General features: G+C 70.5%; 14 protein-coding genes. 10 read left to right on the top strand and 4 right to left on the bottom strand.

All coding sequences use genetic code 11. From position 1 onward, the window contains the following. The first annotated feature begins 16 nt into the window (after positions 1–16). Together OV287_RS51545 and OV287_RS51550 are read left to right on the top strand one after the other, a co-directional pair. On the top strand, positions 17–2,302 hold the full coding sequence (locus OV287_RS51545; RefSeq protein ID WP_267541469.1) for a TonB-dependent receptor: 2,286 nt from the start codon (positions 17–19) through the stop codon (positions 2,300–2,302). 75 nt (positions 2,303–2,377) lie between these two features. Continuing rightward, complete coding sequence (locus tag OV287_RS51550) at positions 2,378–2,512, top strand: hypothetical protein (protein WP_267541470.1); 135 nt, start codon at positions 2,378–2,380, stop codon at positions 2,510–2,512. Between the two features lie 3 nt (positions 2,513–2,515). Here OV287_RS51550 and OV287_RS51555 read toward each other — a convergent pair whose 3' ends face one another. After that, positions 2,516–3,529, bottom strand: coding sequence for an ABC transporter ATP-binding protein (locus OV287_RS51555; RefSeq protein WP_267541471.1), 1,014 nt, complete (start codon positions 3,527–3,529; stop codon positions 2,516–2,518). Positions 3,530–3,664: 135 nt separating this feature from the next. On the opposite strand from OV287_RS51555, the gene OV287_RS51560 reads away from it, so the two are divergent. From OV287_RS51560 to OV287_RS51580, 5 genes are all read left to right on the top strand, one after another. Beyond that, positions 3,665–4,630: a type VI immunity family protein gene (locus tag OV287_RS51560; protein ID WP_267541472.1), complete on the top strand. Its 966-nt coding sequence runs from the start codon at positions 3,665–3,667 to the stop codon at positions 4,628–4,630. A gap of 138 nt (positions 4,631–4,768) precedes the next feature. Continuing rightward, a complete protein-coding gene (locus OV287_RS51565; protein ID WP_267541473.1) occupies positions 4,769–8,602 on the top strand; it encodes a serine/threonine-protein kinase in 3,834 nt (1,277 codons plus the stop codon). Positions 8,603–8,696: 94 nt separating this feature from the next. After that, the gene (locus OV287_RS51570; RefSeq protein WP_267541474.1) at positions 8,697–10,190 is read left to right on the top strand and encodes a CBM20 domain-containing protein; all 1,494 of its coding nucleotides are present in this window, start codon (positions 8,697–8,699) and stop codon (positions 10,188–10,190) included. A 15-nt stretch (positions 10,191–10,205) separates the two neighbouring features. Beyond that, positions 10,206–11,648: a serine/threonine-protein kinase gene (locus OV287_RS51575; RefSeq protein WP_267541475.1), complete on the top strand. Its 1,443-nt coding sequence runs from the start codon at positions 10,206–10,208 to the stop codon at positions 11,646–11,648. A 149-nt stretch (positions 11,649–11,797) separates the two neighbouring features. Further along, positions 11,798–12,088 (top strand): hypothetical protein, encoded by a 291-nt coding sequence (locus OV287_RS51580; protein WP_267541476.1) that lies wholly within the window; start codon positions 11,798–11,800, stop codon positions 12,086–12,088. Positions 12,089–12,105: 17 nt separating this feature from the next. On the opposite strand, the gene OV287_RS51585 is transcribed toward OV287_RS51580, so the two are convergent. After that, on the bottom strand, positions 12,106–13,464 hold the full coding sequence (locus OV287_RS51585) for a sigma 54-interacting transcriptional regulator (RefSeq protein ID WP_267541477.1): 1,359 nt from the start codon (positions 13,462–13,464) through the stop codon (positions 12,106–12,108). 109 nt (positions 13,465–13,573) lie between these two features. Here OV287_RS51585 and OV287_RS51590 point away from each other — a divergent pair, with 109 nt between their 5' ends. From OV287_RS51590 to OV287_RS51600, 3 genes are all read left to right on the top strand, one after another. Continuing rightward, positions 13,574–14,341: an endonuclease I family protein gene (locus tag OV287_RS51590; RefSeq protein ID WP_267541478.1), complete on the top strand. Its 768-nt coding sequence runs from the start codon at positions 13,574–13,576 to the stop codon at positions 14,339–14,341. A 128-nt stretch (positions 14,342–14,469) separates the two neighbouring features. Then, positions 14,470–15,141, top strand: a complete 672-nt coding sequence (locus tag OV287_RS51595; RefSeq protein ID WP_267541479.1) for a hypothetical protein — start codon at positions 14,470–14,472, stop codon at positions 15,139–15,141. A 100-nt stretch (positions 15,142–15,241) separates the two neighbouring features. Continuing rightward, entirely contained in the window at positions 15,242–15,574 is a 333-nt protein-coding gene (locus OV287_RS51600) for a tellurite resistance TerB family protein (protein WP_267541480.1), read from the top strand. Positions 15,575–15,685: 111 nt separating this feature from the next. Here the strand turns inward: OV287_RS51600 and OV287_RS51605 are convergent, their stop codons facing one another. Together OV287_RS51605 and OV287_RS51610 are read right to left on the bottom strand one after the other, a co-directional pair. Next, positions 15,686–16,843, bottom strand: coding sequence for a dienelactone hydrolase family protein (locus OV287_RS51605; RefSeq protein ID WP_267541481.1), 1,158 nt, complete (start codon positions 16,841–16,843; stop codon positions 15,686–15,688). An 87-nt stretch (positions 16,844–16,930) separates the two neighbouring features. After that, positions 16,931–17,620 (bottom strand): proline and serine-rich protein 1 family protein, encoded by a 690-nt coding sequence (locus OV287_RS51610; protein ID WP_267541482.1) that lies wholly within the window; start codon positions 17,618–17,620, stop codon positions 16,931–16,933. Between the last annotated feature and the right edge of the window lie 87 nt (positions 17,621–17,707).

The following is a 17,707-nucleotide window of genomic DNA, read 5'->3' on the forward strand; positions in this document are numbered from 1 at the left end:
AGGATTGAGGAAACGAATGTCTACCAAGAACAACAAGACGGGCATCCGCTCGTCGAAGGGCACTTCCGGAGGCGTGCGTGGTGCGCTGTGGCCGCTGGGACAGGCCGCGGTAGGCCTCGCGTCGGCCCTGGCCGCGGGCGGAGCGCTCGCTCAGGAGACGACGCCTGCCGCGGATGCGCCGCGCACGGAGCAGCCGGCTCCGGCCCAGCAGACGAAGCCCGAGGGTGCCCAGGACACGTTCGTGCTGCCCACCGTCCAGGTGCAGGAGGCGGCGGAGGCGGAGAGCTACCACGCCCCGGAGAGCAACCTCACGCGGCTGCCGGCACCGCTGGTGAACACGCCGCAGAGTGTCACCGTGGTCTCCCGCGAGGTCATCCAGGAGCAGCAGGCGACGTCGGTGCGCGATGCGCTGCGCAACGTGTCCGGCATCACGGTCGCCGCGGGCGAGGGTGGCCGCCAGGGTGACTCCTTCAACCTCCGTGGTTTCTCGGCGCAGACGGACACGTTCCGTGACGGCGTGCGCGACCTGGGCTGGTTCACCCGCGACACCTTCAACCTCCAGGGCGTCGAGGTCTTCTTCGGTCCGTCCGCCGTGCTCTTCGGCCGTGGCTCGACGGGTGGCGCGCTCAACCTCGTGACGAAGAAGCCGGGCCGGCGCTCCTTCCGCAACGTGAGCCTGTCGGGCGGCACCGCTCCCACCGGCCGCGTCGAGGCCGACATCAACGAGGCGATCAATGATCGCATCCAGGTGCGCCTCAACGCGCTGGGACAGCTCTCCGGCGTGGCGGGCCGTGACCACGTCACGGAGAACCGCGCGGGTATTGCCCCCTCGGCGCGCATCTCGCTGGGCGAGAGCACCGCGCTCGAGCTCGACTACCTCTACCAGCGCGAGGACAGCACCCCGGACTACGGCCAGCCGTACTTCAACGGGTACCCGGTCTCGACGAGCATGGGCGTCTCGCGCTCGACCTTCTATGGCGTGAAGGGCCTGGACACCGAGCGGGTGAATGCCCACGTCGGTACCGCGCAGCTCCAGCACCGGTTCGCTGACAACTTCCAGCTCACCAACTCGCTGCGCTTCGGCGGGGTGGACCGCTACGCCCTGCCCACGGCGCCCCGCGGCCTCACGCCCACCACCGGCAGCCCGACGACGATCGGCCGGCAGCGCTTCGAGATCAACACGGACAACGTCTACCTCGCCAACCAGCTCAACGTGCGCGGCGAGCTGCAGACGGGCTTCCTGAAGCACACCGCGAACGCGGGGCTCGAGCTGTCCTATGAGACGCGCGAGCAGAACCGCAACAACCTGAACGCGGTGGGGCTGCCCACCGGGCCCAACATCACCGCGGATCTGTTCGAGCCGAATCCCGAGCCCGACCTCTCGGCGGTCAACCCCGTCTTCGCCAGCGCCAACCAGAGCCGCCAGTGGACGGTGGGGGTCTACGCGGCGGATCAGATTTCGATTACCCGCTACGTCGATGTGCTCGGCTCCGTGCGCTTCGACGTCTTCGACACGAACTACGTCGCCGAGGATGCCACGCGCACGCGCACCGAGCTGGAGCGCCAGGACAACATCTTCAACTGGCGCGTGGGTCTGATCGCGCACCCGCTGGAGAAGACGAGCATCTACGCGACGTATGGCACGTCCGCCAACCCGTCGGCCGAGATCGGCACGCTCACCACCGGTACGGTGAACCTGGAGCCGGAGCGCAACGCCACCATCGAGTTCGGCGCCAAGGCCGACCTGTTCGAGGATCGGCTGGGCCTGAACGCGGCGGTCTTCCGCGTGGACAAGACGAACGCGCGCGTGCCGAACACCGACCCCGAGGGGCCTCCGACGATTCTCGACGGCGCGCAGCGCGTGCAGGGCTTTAGCGTGGGCGTGACGGGCGCCATCACGAGCAAGTGGCGGGTGATTGCCAACTACACCCAGCTGCAGTCGGAGATCGTCAAGCACACCAACGAGTATCTGGTGGGCCAGCCGCTGCCGAGCACCCCGCCTCGCAGCCTGTCGCTGTGGACGACCGTCGCCCCGCTGGAGCACCTCACGATTGGCGCCGGCGCCGTGTACCAGGACGTGACGACGGCGAACAACCCGGCCTCGGCGACCGCGGCGTACGTCAAGGTGCCCAACTTCTGGCGCTTCGATGCCTTCGCCAGCTACCAGCTGTTCAACCGGGTCGACCTCCAGCTCAACCTGAACAACATCAGCGACGAGCTCTTCTACGAGCAGTACTACGCCGGACAGGCGGTTCCCGGTGAGGGGCGCTCGGCCAACCTGACCGCCCGCGTGCGCTTCTAGCCTGGCCCCCCTTCTCCTCCGAGCGGCGCGGAATCGCGTAGACTGCCCGCTCGGAGGAACCTGGCGTACTTCACGGTGTGGAGCCTCGAGCACTCCTGGCCCTGGATCGCGGCGGCGGTGCTGGTGTGCAGCGCGTGTTTCATCCTGCTGCTGCGGACCTTCACCTCCAGCTCCGAGCGTGACGTGCTGCGTATCGGGGCACGGGCGTAGCCGTCACCGCCTGCGCCCGCTCGCCGTGTCGAACCGGTGCAGCCGCCGCGCGTCGTAGCGCAGCCACACCGGCTCTCCCGTATGGGCCGCGAAGTCCTGCGCGGCCCTCGCGATGAGGCGCTCGCCGCCCACGTCCACCGTCACCCAGCTCTCCGAGCCCATCAGCTCCACCAGGTACACCTGGCCGCGCAGGGCCCCCTCGGGCGCCGCGCCAGTGCCTACTTCGAGGTGCTCGGGCCGCAGCCCCAGCGTCACGCCCTCCTCGCGCAGCCCTAGCGTCTCCGGCTTCACCAGGTTGATGCGCGGCGAGCCGAAGAACCCCGCCACGAAGAGGTTCGCCGGGGACTCGTACAGCTCGCGCGGCGGTGCCACCTGCTGCACCTCGCCCTGGCTCATCACCACCACCCGGTCCGAAAGCGTCATCGCCTCGGCCTGGTCATGCGTGACGTAGATGAACGTCGCCTTCAGCCGCTCGTGCAGCTTCTTGATTTCGCCGCGCATCTGCGTGCGCAGCGCCGCGTCCAGGTTCGACAGCGGCTCGTCGAACAGGAATACCTTGGGCCGCCGCACCAGCGCTCGGCCCAGTGCCACGCGCTGACGCTGACCACCACTGAGCTCCTTGGGCCGCCGCGTCAGCAGCTTCTCCAGCCCGAGCAGCTCCGCTGTTTCCACCACGCGCTGATCAATGGTCGCCTTGTCCACTCCCGCCACCTTCAGCGGGAAGGCCATGTTCCCCCGTACGTCCATGTGCGGGTACAGCGCGTAGCTCTGGAACACCATGGCGATGTCTCGCTCGCGCGGAGACATGTCGTTGACCGCCACGCCGTCGATGCGCAGCACCCCACCGGAGATCTCCTCCAGGCCGGCGATGAGGTTGAGCGTCGTCGACTTGCCGCACCCGGACGGGCCCACCAGCGAGACGAACTCGCCATCACCAATCTCCAGCGTCACGTCCTTCGCCGCCACCACTCCGCCCCGGTACACCTTGCGTACGCCTTCCAGAGAGACCGTTGCCACGCCGAGCGCTCCTGACTGAGGTCCACCCTGCAGCCTATCGGCGCTGAGGCGTCTCGGGGTCTTCTATTCGCAGGATGGTGTCTGGTACGCGACCGGCATCGTCACAGCCCTCGAAGTCAGCCGGCAGTAGACCCCATGCCCACCAGCAACCCACGCATCCGAATCCAAGGCACCGTTCGCAACGAGTCGTACGGCTTCGAGAAAGTCGACGGGGAGCTCGTCAAGAAGGTACGAGAACACGTGTACGAGCGGGTCCTCGCGAGGGACGTGGTCCGCATCATCTTCTTCCTTCCCCACGATCACCAACACCTCATCGCCGGGGTGACCCACGCTCTCGATAGCTACCTTCGTGCCATCGAAGGGCACCCTGGCGCTCTCTCCGAGTACACCTGTTGCTGGTGGGAGCCTTTCAAGCTGACGGAGATGGGCTGGGACCGCATCCGAGAGACCCTGGGGCCGAAAGAGCCCCGGTTCTTCGAGGACTACGAGCCCGACGATGCTCGCTTCGCCCACAAGGACGGCGCTGATCCATACTTCACCCTCTTCGGCGAGCAGGGAAATGGCTACGCCTTCAGCTACCACGCTCGACTTCCCTGGCGAGAGCCGCCTCCCCAGAGTGTGAGCGTCCTCTCCGCCACTCTGCCAACCGAATACCTCGAGGAGAACGGCGCCCAGCACGTGAGGGAGTTGGCGATGGCCATGGCTTCCCGCCTGCCCTTCGCCACCGGGCATGCCGGGCTCGCCCTCGACCTCTGGCGGCCCATCTACGCCCAGCTTGACCGCCTGCGCACCGAGATATTCCGCCACCCAGGCTTCGATGTCCGCGAGGCCTCCCACTTCGACGGCATGGGCACTCGGGTGGATGGCATCCACTGGATGAACGTCCTCGGGCCGCCCGTGCTCTCCGAGCTGGATGGCGCTACGGGCCTACGCGCCCGGCTCCATTCGCCCACCACCACCGTGCAGGAGCTGGAGGGTGGGCGCGCCGTCGTGACGTTGGGCGAGGCACCCGAGGCGGGAGACCTGGAGCAGGGCCAGACGCTTCCCGCCTACCGTGAGCTCGCCCGGGTGCTGGAGCCCCATCTGGAGCCCTTCCCCTAGGGATTCTTGGCTCGCAAGAGCCCCTCCGTGGAGGAGGAGCTCCGCCGCTGGTGGCGCCGCTTCCTGGATTGATGCGGTCCAGCGGGGGGGCTCCGCGTCTGCTAACCTTCCGGTACGGCGTCCCCCCGCCGCCCTCCCATGCGCTGCCCGGTCTGTCACCGCCGCCTCGTCCCCGGCGCCGCCTGTCCTCTGCACGCGGAGCGGCCTCGGCCGTCGCCCGAGGCCGAGCCACTGCCTCTCCCGCAGGTGCCCGGCTTCCAACTCCAGGCCCTCATTGGCGCCGGGGGCTTCTCCCGCGTCTTCTCCGCCCGGCGCGAGGAGGACGGCCAGGAGGTCGCACTGAAGGTGGCGCTGGGCCCCTTCTCCGCTCGTTTCGCCCGCGAGGCCGCCGCCCTCCGCCGCATCGGCCCTCCCACCGTCCCCGAGCTCCTCCTCGCCGGCTCCGCTGAGGGCCGCTCCTTCCTCGCCCTCGAACGCCTGCGCGGCCAGTCGCTCGCCGCCTGGATGGCCGCGCTCCCCGGCTCCGGTGCCGCGCCCCTCTCGCACGTGCGCGATCTGCTCGCCGGCCTGTGCGGAGCCTTGGAGCGCGTCCACGGCGCCGGGCTCGTCCACCGCGACCTCAAGCCGGAGAACGTCTTCCTCCGCGAGGGCGGCGCGCTCAGCCTCCTCGACTTCGGCCTCGCGCGGTTCCTCGACGCCTCCGACCCCGGCGAGCCCGAGGAGTCCGTCAGCATCACGCGCACCGGCCAACGGCTCGGCACCGCCGTCTACATGGCCCCCGAGCAGTGCCTCGAATCCCGTGACGTGGACGCGCGCACCGACCTCTACGCGCTCGGCGTTCTCCTCTTCGAGCTGCTCACCGGAGCGCCTCCCTTCATCGGCGGGCCGGACGAGGTGCTGCACGGCCACGTCAACCTCCGCCCCCCTCGCGCCTCCGAGCGCGCTCCCGTGCCGCCGGCCCTCGACGACGTCCTCCTGCGCTGCCTCGCCAAGGACCGGGCCGCGCGCTTCGGCTCCGCCGCCGAGCTCCTCGCCGCCTTCGACGCCGCCTGCCGCTCCAGCCCCGCTGCGCCCGCTGCCGCCGAAGAGGCCCTCGCCCCCGCACGTCCCCGCGGTGTGCGCCAGGTGGCCCTCCTCGGGGTGCGCGGTGCGCTGGACGTGGAGCAGCTCACCGCGTCCGTGGCCCCCGAGGGCGGCTTGCTCGCTCGCGTCCACCCGGGCCTCTACCTCATCGCCTTCCCCGAGCACCCCTCGGCCGAGGCCGGACTCCGCGCCGCTGCCCGCGCCGCCCGTCAGCTCCCCGCCGAACCCGGCACCATCGCCATCCTCCACCTCGCGGAGCTGCGCGTGCGCCCCGGAGCCACCCTCACGCGCATGGCGGGCTCGGCCCTCGAACAGCCCGAGTCCTGGTGGCCCTCCGAGAGCCCCGGTGCAGACACCGCCCTGCTGGCCACGCCCGAGGCCGCGGCCCGTCTCGGCGAGGGCGCGACAACCCCCGGCCCCGCGGGAGCCCTGCTCCTCACCGGCGACTCCTCCATCACCCGCGCACCCACCGCCGCCGAGCCCCCGCCCCTCCTGGGCCGCGACGCGCTGCTCGACACGCTCCTCACCGACGCGGCCCGCTCCTTCTCCGGCCATGGCCCCGGCCTCTCCGTCCTCACCGGCGAGCCCGGCCACGGCAAGACGCGCCTGCTCGACTCCCTCGCCACGCGGCTGGAGGCGGAGAGACGGGCCCGGGTGATTCGCCTCGCCGCGCCCCACCCCGACGCGGCCGGCGCCGACGCCCTGCTCCACGCGCTGTGGGCCCGCTGCAACCCGGACACGCCCATTCCCTCCGCTCCCTCCGGAGCCCGCCGCCACGCGCTCGCCCGCGCCGTGGCCGACACCCTGCGCCGCCTCGCCTCCCGGCAGCCGCTGGCGCTCCTCCTGGACGATGCGCACCAGGCGGACCCCACCACCCTGGATGCCCTCGAGGTGGCCACGCTCGCCACGCCCGAAGTGCCCCTCTGGGTGTGCGTCGCCGGACGGCCCGAGCTGCTCGGCCTGCGTCCCCTCCTTGGCGAGCGCGCCGGCCTCCCCGCCCAGTACGTGCTGCCGCCGCTCGCGCCCGAGGCCAGCCGCGCGCTGCTGCTGCACCTGCTGCGCCCCGCCGAGTTCATCCCCGAGCCCGTGCTCGCCCGCCTGGAGCAACTCACCCAGGGCGTGCCGCTCTCCCTGGTGGAGGTGGCCGGAGCGCTGCGCACCTCGGGGGCCCTGCGCGCCACGCCGGGCGGAGAGTGGTACGTGGCCGCGGACGAGCTGCTGCACGTCTCGGTGACTCCCCTCTTCGAGCGGCTCGCCGGGCGCGCCCTCTCCGTACTGCCCGCGGCGCACCAGGGCCTGGCGCAGCTGTGCGCGGTGCTGGGCCAGGAGCTGACGGTGGCCCAGGTGGACGCCGCGCAGCGGCACCTCGATATAAAGGAGGACACGGCGCGCGTGGCCGGGCTGGACGCGGGCGCGGGGCTCGCCCGGCTGGAGCGGGCGGGACTGCTGAGGGCGACGGGCCCGGAGCGCTACACCTTCCGCCAGCCCCAGCTTCGTGAGGCCCTCGAGCGCGCCCTGCCCACCCCGTGGCGCCGAGCGCTGCACGCGGCGGCACTACGAGGACTCTCGGGACAGGGAGAGGCGGAGCAGCGACGACGGGCGCGCCATGCCGCGGCCTGTGGGGCGCACGAGGAGTCCTTCGCCGCCTGGTTCTCCCTGGGCGAAGCCGCGCGGCAGGCCCACCGCCACGTGGAGGCCGAGCAGAACTACACTCACGCCCTGGCACAGCTCCCCGAGGGAGACACGGCCCGGCGCGCACGGGTGCTGGCGGGGCGAGGCCGGGTGCGCTACCGCACGCACCGCTTCCGCGAGGCGCTGGTGGACCTGAGTGCGGCGCGAGCGCTGGCCGGAGCCCTGGGTAACACCGCGCTGGAGGTGGACCTGCTGTTGGAGGAGGCCACCGTCCTGGACTGGCTGGAGGACGCGGAGGGCACGGCGGCGCGCACCCAGGAAGCACTAGAGAAGGCCGAGTCGCTCGACGACCCGCGCTTGTCCGTACGCTGCTCGCTGGCCCGGGCGCGGCAGGCGTGGCGCCAGGGAGACTGGGCACGCGCGACCCGGCTGCTCACCGCCACGGTGGAGTCGGCCACGCTCGCACGGGACACGGAGACGCGCGTCATCGCTCTGATGATGCAGGGCACGGGGCTGGCGCTGGCCGGGGAGGTGGACGCCTCGGCGCGCGCCTTCGACGAGGGACTGGCCCTATGCCGCAAGGAGGGGGACGCGCTGCACCTGGCCGCCACCCTCATCAACCGCACCTTCCTCTGGCGCCTGCGCGGAGACCTGGAGGGCAACGAGCGCGACTTGCGCGAGGCCATCGCCGTAGCGCGAGAGCTGGGCCACGCGCAGGTGGAGCGCTGGTCGGTGGGCCAGCTCGCCGAGTGCCTGCACTGGATGGGGCGCTCGCGGGAAGCGCTGGGGCTGGCGCGGCGCGCGCATGAGTTGGGAGTGCGCTTCTTCGGCGAGCACCCGGTGGCGGTGGACGCGGTGCTGCTGGCGCGGGTGTGCGCGGCCCTCGAGGACATACCGGAGGCACGCCGGCTGCTGGACTGGCTCTCCACCCACTGCCGGCCCGAGCACACCCCGCCCAACACCCTGGCCCTGTGGCGGCTGGTGGAGCTGCGGGTGCGCGAGGCGGAGTCCAGCACCCGGGACGCCGGGGCCTGGAAGGTGCTCGCCGAGGAGTCCCAGCCGAACACCTCGGGCGATGAGCTGACGGAGGTGCTCTACCAGGCCACCCTCTCCGCGCTCCGGGCCGGGTGTCGCGACGAGGCCCGCGAGTGGCTCGCCCAGGCCGAGAGCACCGCGGCGGCCTCTCCTCTCTGGCGCTCGCGCCTGGAGGGGCTGCGCGTTGCCTGGGAGTCCACACCGGAGGCCCGGAGCCCGTAGCCCCGGAAGCAACAGGGTCTCCGGCCACCTTCCAACCTCCGACGATGGATGATCCACCCTCTCCCTGGCCCGCACCATGCACACGAGGACGAGCATGAAATCCCAGCGCCTCACGAACACCTGTGGTTTCCAGCACTTCCGGTTCCACGCCCTCGCACTAGGGGTGCTGCTGCTCGGTGCCCCGGGTTGCCAGCCCGACACGTCGGATGAGGGGCTCGACACGTCGACCGGCACGGTGGAGGGGGGGCTGCGGGTGGCCAACTCGCTCACCACTCAGGCGCTGGTGCTCAACGCCATCTCCACCAACCCCTGGGCGAACGACCTGGTGGCCGCCGGGGGACTGGCGCCGCTGTTCCACCCCGTCACGGGCAACACCTACCTCCGGCTCCAGCTTCGGGACGTGGACGCGCAGCGCTTCATGTCCTACCTGGTGAGCTGCGCGCTGCCCGCGGGCAATACCGTCGCCTGGAAGGATCCGCTCACGTCGACGGTGCGCACCTGGGAGGGCAAGGCGGGCCTGTGCCCCCAGTGGGAGCTCGGCGCGCCCACCGACGTGTGCAAGCGGCGGGTGTCGTCATGTCTGCTGGCGCGAAACAACGCCCTGGGCCGCCGGGTAGAGCTGTCCATGCGAGGGGAGGATCCACTGCAGCCCACGCTCTTCTCGCTGGAGACCGAGACGCGACCGGTGGAGTACGACCCGGACCTCGGGAACGCCCGGGTGCCGAGCTACGAGACCTGTACCTCGACGCAGCTTGGGGTGAGCCGAGACTGCGGCTGGACGGCGGACTTCATCGGCCGGTGCACGCCGGGGCAGACGGTGCGGCTGGGGACGGGAGGCAAGGCGCCGGACCAGTGCACCACGGGCTCGGCGCTGGGCTCGTCGAGCGGCGCGCGCATGATGCTGCGCGTATGTGACGGCATCATCGGCTGTGATCAGGGCAGCGATCGCAACCTCGGCCAGAGCCAGGGGACGTGCGCCACCACGAATGCCGCGGTGACGTTTACCTGCGGCTCGGGCTTCTTCAACGTGATGAGCGCGCCCTACGACAGCTCGCTGACGGGGGCTGTCAACGTGGCGGTGGAGACGAGCACGTCCGCAGCCACCAGCTACCGGCTCTCGGAGAAGGCGGTGTACCGGGTTCGCGAGGGCGCCTACTACGGCAACATCTTCGACTCCACGGCGCTGGCGACGAAGGTGTTCGTCGATGACACCGGCCACCTCGTGGGCAAAGACCAGATCATCCAGGGCTCGGTGTACAAGAAGATGTTCTCCTGCCAGGCGCCGGAGTGGACCAACGAGGCGGCGTATGCCTCGCACCGCGTCTGTGCACTGCCGGGCTCTGGGGCCAACTGCGCGGCCAAGCCGGTGGGCGACTGCTTCAACTACTCGAACCCCCTGGCCTCGAAGTGCAAGAAGGATGACGGGGCGGTGGTGTGGGGGGATGGAGACTTCGAGGAGTGCTACGATCCGAGCGGAACGCTGTGGAATGAGCCCATCACCGTGTTCCTGAACGAGCCGTGTGGGCTGATGCCGGGAGCCCCGGCCGATTCCTGCGTCTGGCGTGGCAGCAGCACCTCCAAGAAGTAGGGGAGCGCCCGAGGCATGACGGACCGTCAGAACGATGCCCCCGGCGGGCCCCGGAATTCCGAGACCCGGGCCTGGTCGCTGTATGGCGAGGAGCTGTCGCCCGGGGCGCAGGTGGGCGGCTACGTCGTCGAGGGCACGCGGTACCGGGGGAGTGTCTCGACGCTCTACCGTGCGAAGGACGCCCGGAGCGGAACGCCGGCGGCCCTGAAGGTGATGCACCCGCAGTTCGCCGCCGCGCGCAGTGCGCTGCGCCGTTTCCAGCAGGAGGCGGAGACGCTGAAGCGGCTGCGGCACCGGCACATTGTCGACGTGCTGGAGCACGGGACGCTGGCGGACGGCCGGCCCTTCATCGCCATGGAGTGGCTGGAGGGCAGGGACCTGGCGGCGGAGCTGGCGGCGCGAGGACCCTTCTCCGCGCGGGAGGCGCTGGAGTTGCTGGAGCAGGTGGGCTCGGCGCTGAGGGCGGCGCACGGGGCGGGAGTGGTGCACCGGGATTTGAAGGCGCAGAACGTGGTGGTGCTGGCCGGGGAGGCGGGGCCGAGGGTGAAGCTGGTGGACTTCGGGGTGGCGAAGCTGCTGGCGCCGGAGGAGCCGGGCTCGGCGATGATGACGAGCACGGGGATGGTGCTGGGCACGCCGCTGTCCATGGCACCGGAGCAGATTCGGGGGGAGACTCCAGACGCACGGACGGACCTGTACGGGCTGGGGGTGCTGCTGTACCAGCTCGTCACGGGCCAGCCGCCCTTCCAGGGGACGACGCAGATAGAGCTGGAGGAGCAGCACCTGCACGCACCAGTGCCGAGGGCGAGTGAGCGGGCCCCGGTGCCCGCGGCGCTGGACGCGGTGGTGGGACGCTGCCTGGAGAAGAAGAGGGAGGACCGGTACCCGGATGTGGACGCGGTACTGGAGGACTTGCGGCGCGCGGTGCGGGGGGAGAAGCAAGGCCGCGCGACGCAGGTACGGGCGCTGGGGTTGTACGTGGAGGCGAGGATGGGGGTGTTGGTGGACGACGCCACGCTGGACGCGGTGGACGCGCTGATGGAGCACGTCCGCGAGCGGGCGGACGCGGTGGGGCTCAGGGTGATGGTGGAAGGGAGCAGCTTCCTGCTGGGGGTGACGGCGCTGCCGGACGAGGCAGACGCCGAGCGGGAGGCAAGGCGGCGGGTGCTGGAACTGGCACTCGCGCTGGCGGAGGAGCCCGCCCGGGGAGAGGGGACGGCGAGAGTGTCGCTGTCGCCCACGCTGCACGTAGACACGGCAACGCTGCGCCCGGACGCGAGCGGCAGACCGGCCCTGGGGGGGGGCCGGCTGCTGCGGCTATCGGCCTGGACGGGAGACCACCCAGGCCGGGGAGTGGTGGTGACGGAGACGGCGCTGGAGGGGCTGGAGGACACCTTCCAAGTGGAAGTGCTCCCAGGCCGCGAGGGCCTGCGCCACGTCACCCGAAACGAAGCCTGAGTCCCCCAGTCGAGCCCTTCAGCAGAGCAAGGAAGCGGGCCAGCGCTGCCCCTCCCTCCGTGCCCGTGGCCAGCCGCCATCGGCGTCCTGTGAGCCCTTCCGGACGTGCGCAGCCTACAAGGGTTGAGCAGGCGGAGAGGAGCACGGCCATGACGGACCCGGACAACGAATGGGACGACCTGGAGGCAGGTTGGGACGCCACGGGGGCGCTGGTTGGCTCGACGAGAGAGACGAGCGCCCGCAAGGCCCTGATAGGACCGACCCCCGACGAGGCGAGCTCGCTCGAGGTCCTAAGGTCGCAGGCCGGGGGAGAAGCACGGGGGACGGAGGCCGCCCCCACCTGGGGAGACCTCGCCCGGGCGCGCGAGAAGGAGTGCGCGGGGCACGCGCTGGACACCATCACGGACGTCGACGGCCACTACCTGGAGCCGCCGGACTGAGCGGCTCGGGCGGGGGCTCACTTGATGCCGTGCCGCCGCAGCAGGCGGTAGAGGTACACGCGGTCCATGTCCGCGCCGCTGGCGGCCTGGGACACCTTGCCCTGGTGCAGCTCCAGCAGTGCGCGCAGGTAGCGCCGCTCGAAGTCGTCCAGGGCGAGCCGCCTCGCCTCGGCGTAGGGCACCTTGGGGTCCACCTCGAAGCGGCTGCCCGGCGGCGCCATGTCCGACAGCGCCAGGGTGTCCTCGAACACGAGGCACCGCTCCAGATAGTTGCGCAGCTCGCGCACGTTGCCCGGCCACGCGGCCTGCTCCAGCCGCGAGATGAAGCCGGGCGCACGCAGCGCCTTCGTTCGCTCCGGATCCGCGCCCAGTGACTCCAGAATCTGCTCCACGAGGAACTGCAAATCCTCGGGCCGCTGGCGCACCGGCGGCAGGGGGATGCGCAGCACGGCCAGCCGGAAGAAGAGGTCCGAGCGGAACCGGCCCGCGTTCACCTCGGCGCGCAGGTCCCGGTTGGTGGCGGCGATGATGCGCACGTCCACCGGCACATAGGCGTTGGTGCCCACGCGGCGGAACTCCCGCGCCTCCAGCACGCGCAGCAGCTTGGGCTGGAGCTCCGCGGGCAGCTCGCCAATCTCATCGAGGAAGACAGTGCCACCGTGGGCCTCCTCGAAGGCGCCGATGCGCCGGGCGGCCGCACCGGTGAAGGCACCCTTCTCGTGGCCGAACAGCTCGCTCTCCAGCAGTTCCGCGGGGATGGCGCCGCAATCCACGGTGAGGAAGGGCTTGTCGCGGCGGGCGCTCTCCTGGTGGATGGCCTGGGCCGCCTGACTCTTGCCGGTGCCCGTCTCGCCCTCCAGCAGCACCGTCACGTCTCGGGCGGCCGCGCGCTCCAGCAGGGCGAAGCACATGCGCATCGGCACCGAGGTGCCCACCAGCGAGCCGAAGCGCGTGCGCTCGGACACGGGCAGCCGGTTGCTGTCGGAGCTGTAATCGAAGCGCACCACCGCGCGGCCCAGGCGCAACAGACTGCCGCCGCGCAGGTACCCCTCGGCCACCTGCACCCCGTCGAGGATGACGCCGTTGGTGCTGTCGAGGTCCTTCACCCGCGCGCCCTTGGGGCCCACGCGGATTTCACAGTGGAAGCGCGACACCGTGGGGTCGTCGAGGTTGAAGTCGTTGCTGGGGTGCGAGCCAATGGAGCACGCATCGGACACGGAGTCCCAGACGGTCCCCATTCCGGGACCCTCCACCACGGTGAGGAGGAAGCGCCGGACGGCCGTCACTTCCGAGGCCCCCGTGACGTGCGCGTAGGGCCGGGTCACGCTCACGTCCTCGGCTCCAGGGGGGGTCTCAGGGCGATCAAAGGAGGGCATGCGCCCGAGGTTAGCAGCCCATCCCCCCCCCGCACGCAACTCCTGGCGTACATTGACGACAATAGGAGCGTACCTGGGCCGATGTAGGCCCTTTTGCTGGGACCGACCCATGCTCGTCCGCTCGAACGCCGCCACCGTCCGCCCCCTGCCGGCCACCCAGACCACCCCGGCAGCCCCCGCCGAGGCCCGCCGTGCCGCGAGCCCGACGCCGCGCCCGGTGGGAGGGAGGGACGTCTTCGAGCCCTCGGGCCAGCCGCCGCGCTTCGAGGGGCTGTCGGACAAGGCGCTCATCCAGGCGCTGCATGACGCGACGGCGAAGCACAAGGACCTCGGCTACAACCAGGCCCGCAAGATCATCTTCACCGCCCTGGACAACCACGAGGGCAAGGTGAAGTGCGTGTACACGGGCCGCGAGCTGAAGACGAACAAGATTCCCAACAGCTCCGACATGAACACGGAGCACACCTGGCCGCAGTCGAAGGGCGCGACGGGGGCGGCGAAGAGTGACTTGCACCACCTCTTCCCCACGGACAGCAAGGCCAACAGCCAGCGCAGCAGCTATCCGTTCGGCGAGGTGCAGAAGGTGAAGTGGAGCAGCCCGAGCGGGGCGAAGCTGGGCACGGACGCCGAGGGGCGCACGGTGTTCGAGCCGCCGCCCGAGCACAAGGGCAACGTGGCGCGGGCGCTCTTCTACTTCTCCACGACGTACGGCAAGCAGATTCCGGCGGCCGAGGAGGCGGTGCTGAAGAAGTGGAACGTGCAGGACAAGGTGGACGCGGCGGAGCTGACGCGCAACAGCGCCATCGAGAAGTACCAGGGCAACCGCAACCCCTTCGTGGACGACGCCTCGCTGGCGCAGCGCATCTCGGACTTCTAATCCCCTCGAGGCAGGTCCGCGAAGGTACGCCCCTGCTAAACCACTGCGACCATTTCCCCTCTCCCGAGGGGAGAGGGAAGCGTTCTTCCCCATGGGTACTGCCCTGAAAGGATTAGGCTGCGCAGGTGATGGCCGACCTCTCCCCGCTGTGGGCACTGGTGCCCGGTATCTCGTCCGGGCGCTCGGAAACAGGCTCGGGTGTGCCGCTCGCGAAGGTGGGCGGCGTGCCGGAGCCCGTAGGCGTGCTGCGCTGGCCGGTATGTGCCGCATGCGGCGAGCCCATGCGCTTCCTCTTCCAGCTTCCGCACGTGCCCGGGAGGTTGGACCTGGCGCCGTACGCCGCGGTGTACGTCTTCCAGTGCGAAAACCCGGACACTGCCTGTGAGCGATGGGACCCGCACGCGGGGGCCAACGCGGTGGTGGCGGTGGAGTCGGGCGCGGCCTCGCTGGAGGGGACGCGGCCCACGGGTGTGCCCTACGCGGAGTGGAACCTGGGCCTCGCCCTGGCCGAAGAGGACACCGAGGCGCTCTCGGTGGACGTGAACGAGGCCACGGACGAGCAGCTCGCCGCGCTGGACCGGGCGCTGGAGGAGGCACCGGAAAGCAAGGTGGGCGGAGTGGCCGGCTGGGTGAACGGGGATGCCACGCCGGAGTGCTGCGGCGAGCCCATGCGCTTCGTGGCGCAGCTCGCGGCGATGCCCTTCGGGTTGGCCTTCGGGGACAACGGCCGGGGCTACCTCTTCCGATGCCGGAGGGGCGAGTGCGGCACGCCCTTCCGCTTCACCTGGCAGGGCGCATAGAGGGACGCCGCTCCCCTGCTCGCCCAGCATCGGGCCGAGCGTCTTGTCCGTGGACGAGGATGCGGGAACGGGCGACGCTCGGGGTGGAGACGACACCCGGATGACGACACCGACCGACGACCGCTTCTACATCGAGCTGCTCAAGCTGTTGCTGCACGTGGCCTGGAGTGACGACGAGCTCAAGTCGAGCGAGGCGCAAGCGCTGATCGGCGCGGCACAGCGGTGGAAGGTCCCGCTGCCGGAGCTACAGCGACTGGAGCGGTGCCTGGAGACGGGCGAGCCCCTGCCGGCACCGAACCTGGGACTGCTGCGCCAGCGAGCGGACGAGGTGCTCGCAACGGTGCGCACGCTCATCGCGAGTGACTCCGAGGTGCACTTCTCCGAGGAGGAAATGCTCGCGCAGATTCGCGAGCTACTGGGCCTGAGTTCGTAACGCATGCTCCCTCTCCCTCTGGGAGAGGGCGGGGGGTGAGGGTAGTCCGCAGCGTGTACACCCTCACCCTAACCCTCTCCCAAAGGGAGAGGGGACCTCCACGGGCCCTCGCTACTCATCGAGCAACTGCGCCCAGAAGGAGACGAGCCACCAGACATCGTCCAGCTCCTTCTTTCGATCGAACTCGGCATGCGAGATGAGGGGAGAGAGCAACAGCCGCACCTGGGTCCGGGGCTCCAGCCAGCGCGCGAGGAGCACGGACTCGATGGCGGGGATGACGGAGTCATCCGTGCCATGCAGCAAGAAAACAGGCGAGGACGGGGCCGGTGAGAGCTCGGGCGAGAGCGACGGATCACTGGCGAAGACCTTCGCGTGCGGCAGCAGCAGCGGCCCGAGCGCGGCAACATCCCGCTCGTTCACGTACTTCATGAGGGTGGCGGCGGGCTCGGGCATCTCCGACTGCATCCGCCGAGCCTCGGCGAAGGTCTCCTCGGCCTTGCGCAAGTCCCTCAAAGCGAGGTGCGAGGCACGCAGGAAGGTGAGGATGCCCGCGCGCAGCGTCTCCACCTGCTCGGGGGGAACCACCTGCGCGGCCACGTTGAGCAGGATGACCGCCACACCATAGTCATGGGGCTTGCGGTGCTGGCCACCGGGCTCGATGCCCGTACAAAGGAAGGCGAGCACACGCGAAAGGTCGCCATGTCCTCCAAGGGAGAACGTAAAGGCGACCTTGCCGGCGAGCGAAGGCCGTCCAGCGGCGACGAGGGAGAGCCCGCCGGAGAAGCTGATGCCCATGAGACCCACCCGCCCATCGGGCGCGAGCTCCGGCTGAGCGGAGGCCCAGAGAGCGGCGTCCTCGAGCATGTCCGGCTCACGCGGGGTGATCTGATAGCGCAGCAGGTCGGGCAGCTCGGGAGTGAGAACGGTGAGTCCCCCGGCGGAGAGGTCCCTCGCGAGCTTCACCAACCGGGGCTCGTCGATGCCATCACCGTGCACGCCGGTGGTGAGGAGCACCGTGCGGCCGCGGGGGCGCTCGGGCCGGAAGAGGCGGGCCCGCATGGGGCCATGGCGGGTGGGAATCCGCACCTCCTCCTCGGTGACGGGGCCGGTGTCCCAGCGAGAGAGGCGCCCGGCCAGACCGTCGTGCATGCCAGCGGCGCGGGCCACCAGGGACAGGCCGCGCAGGTAATGCGGGACGGCGAACAGCGCCACGAGCAGCAGCCCTCCGAGGAGGGCCAGGAGCGTCGCTCTGCGGGTGCGTGGGCGCATCGGGGCCATTCAAACACAAAGGGCCAGACCCGCTGGGGCTGTCGTGCCCCGCGAGCCTGGCCCCTGGGAGGACCCTGCCACCTGACGTCAGTTGGCGAGGATGCGCTTCAGCTCAGCCTTGTCCTGGGAGAACTGGAAGGAGTTGTAGAGCTCGAAGCTGTTCTGCCGGTCGAGCACCCGGGACCACAGCATCCGCACCGCATTGAGCCGATCCTGGGAGAACTGGAACTGGTTGAGCACCTGCTGCACCTGGCCGACGAGGAAGTAGTGGCTGCCGACGACCTCCTCCAGGACGTGCATCTTGTCCTCGGCGAAGGGCTCGCGGGACATGGAGCTCATGAGCTTCTGCAGCTTGCCATCGGCGATGGGCTGATAGGCCGGGGCCGGGGGCGGGATGGGCGTGGGGTTGTGGTTGCCGCCATGGCCGTGGCCACCACGCATCTCGGGGGCCTCGGAGACCAGCTCGCGGAGGTCGTTCAGCTCATCGTAGGCCTCGCGGAGCTTGGACTTGCTGACGTTGCCGCGCCTGTTGAAGGCCTCTCCCAGCAACTTCTCCAGGTCGGCGAGGCGCCGCTCCATGTCCTCGCGCTCGACCACCACCATCGTGCCGCGGCGGCCGCGGCGGAACTCGTTGTCATCGCCGCCCCGGAACTCGGTGGACGAGGCGGGAGGGGCGATGCCAGTGGCCTGGCCCGGAGGCGGGGCGATGGTCGGGGCTGTCTGGGCGGAAGCGGCAACGGCGGTCAGGAGCGTCAGGGCGGCGAAGAGGGCCTTCATGGGAGTCATCCTTCTGGTGTGTATCCTTGCTGCATCTGCCCACTCAGACGGGCCGCAGGCGTCCGCATTCAAACGGATCCGCCCCCT

This window comes from Archangium lansingense, from assembly GCF_026626635.1.
In the GTDB taxonomy this organism is placed as follows: Bacteria; Myxococcota; Myxococcia; order Myxococcales; family Myxococcaceae; genus Archangium; species Archangium lansingense.

Bases quoted from the DNA above. Each gene is read 5' to 3' on its own strand.
- OV287_RS51545 (WP_267541469.1), top strand. From the start codon at position 17: ATGTCTACCAAGAACAACAAGACGGGCATCCGCTCGTCGAAGGGCACT.
- OV287_RS51560 (WP_267541472.1), top strand. From the start codon at position 3,665: ATGCCCACCAGCAACCCACGCATCCGAATCCAAGGCACCGTTCGCAAC.
- OV287_RS51565 (WP_267541473.1), top strand. From the start codon at position 4,769: ATGCGCTGCCCGGTCTGTCACCGCCGCCTCGTCCCCGGCGCCGCCTGT.
- OV287_RS51570 (WP_267541474.1), top strand. From the start codon at position 8,697: ATGAAATCCCAGCGCCTCACGAACACCTGTGGTTTCCAGCACTTCCGG.
- OV287_RS51575 (WP_267541475.1), top strand. From the start codon at position 10,206: ATGACGGACCGTCAGAACGATGCCCCCGGCGGGCCCCGGAATTCCGAG.
- OV287_RS51580 (WP_267541476.1), top strand. From the start codon at position 11,798: ATGACGGACCCGGACAACGAATGGGACGACCTGGAGGCAGGTTGGGAC.
- OV287_RS51585 (WP_267541477.1), bottom strand. From the start codon at position 13,464: ATGCCCTCCTTTGATCGCCCTGAGACCCCCCCTGGAGCCGAGGACGTG.
- OV287_RS51590 (WP_267541478.1), top strand. From the start codon at position 13,574: ATGCTCGTCCGCTCGAACGCCGCCACCGTCCGCCCCCTGCCGGCCACC.
- OV287_RS51595 (WP_267541479.1), top strand. From the start codon at position 14,470: ATGGCCGACCTCTCCCCGCTGTGGGCACTGGTGCCCGGTATCTCGTCC.
- OV287_RS51600 (WP_267541480.1), top strand. From the start codon at position 15,242: ATGACGACACCGACCGACGACCGCTTCTACATCGAGCTGCTCAAGCTG.
- OV287_RS51605 (WP_267541481.1), bottom strand. From the start codon at position 16,843: ATGCGCCCACGCACCCGCAGAGCGACGCTCCTGGCCCTCCTCGGAGGG.
- OV287_RS51610 (WP_267541482.1), bottom strand. From the start codon at position 17,620: ATGAAGGCCCTCTTCGCCGCCCTGACGCTCCTGACCGCCGTTGCCGCT.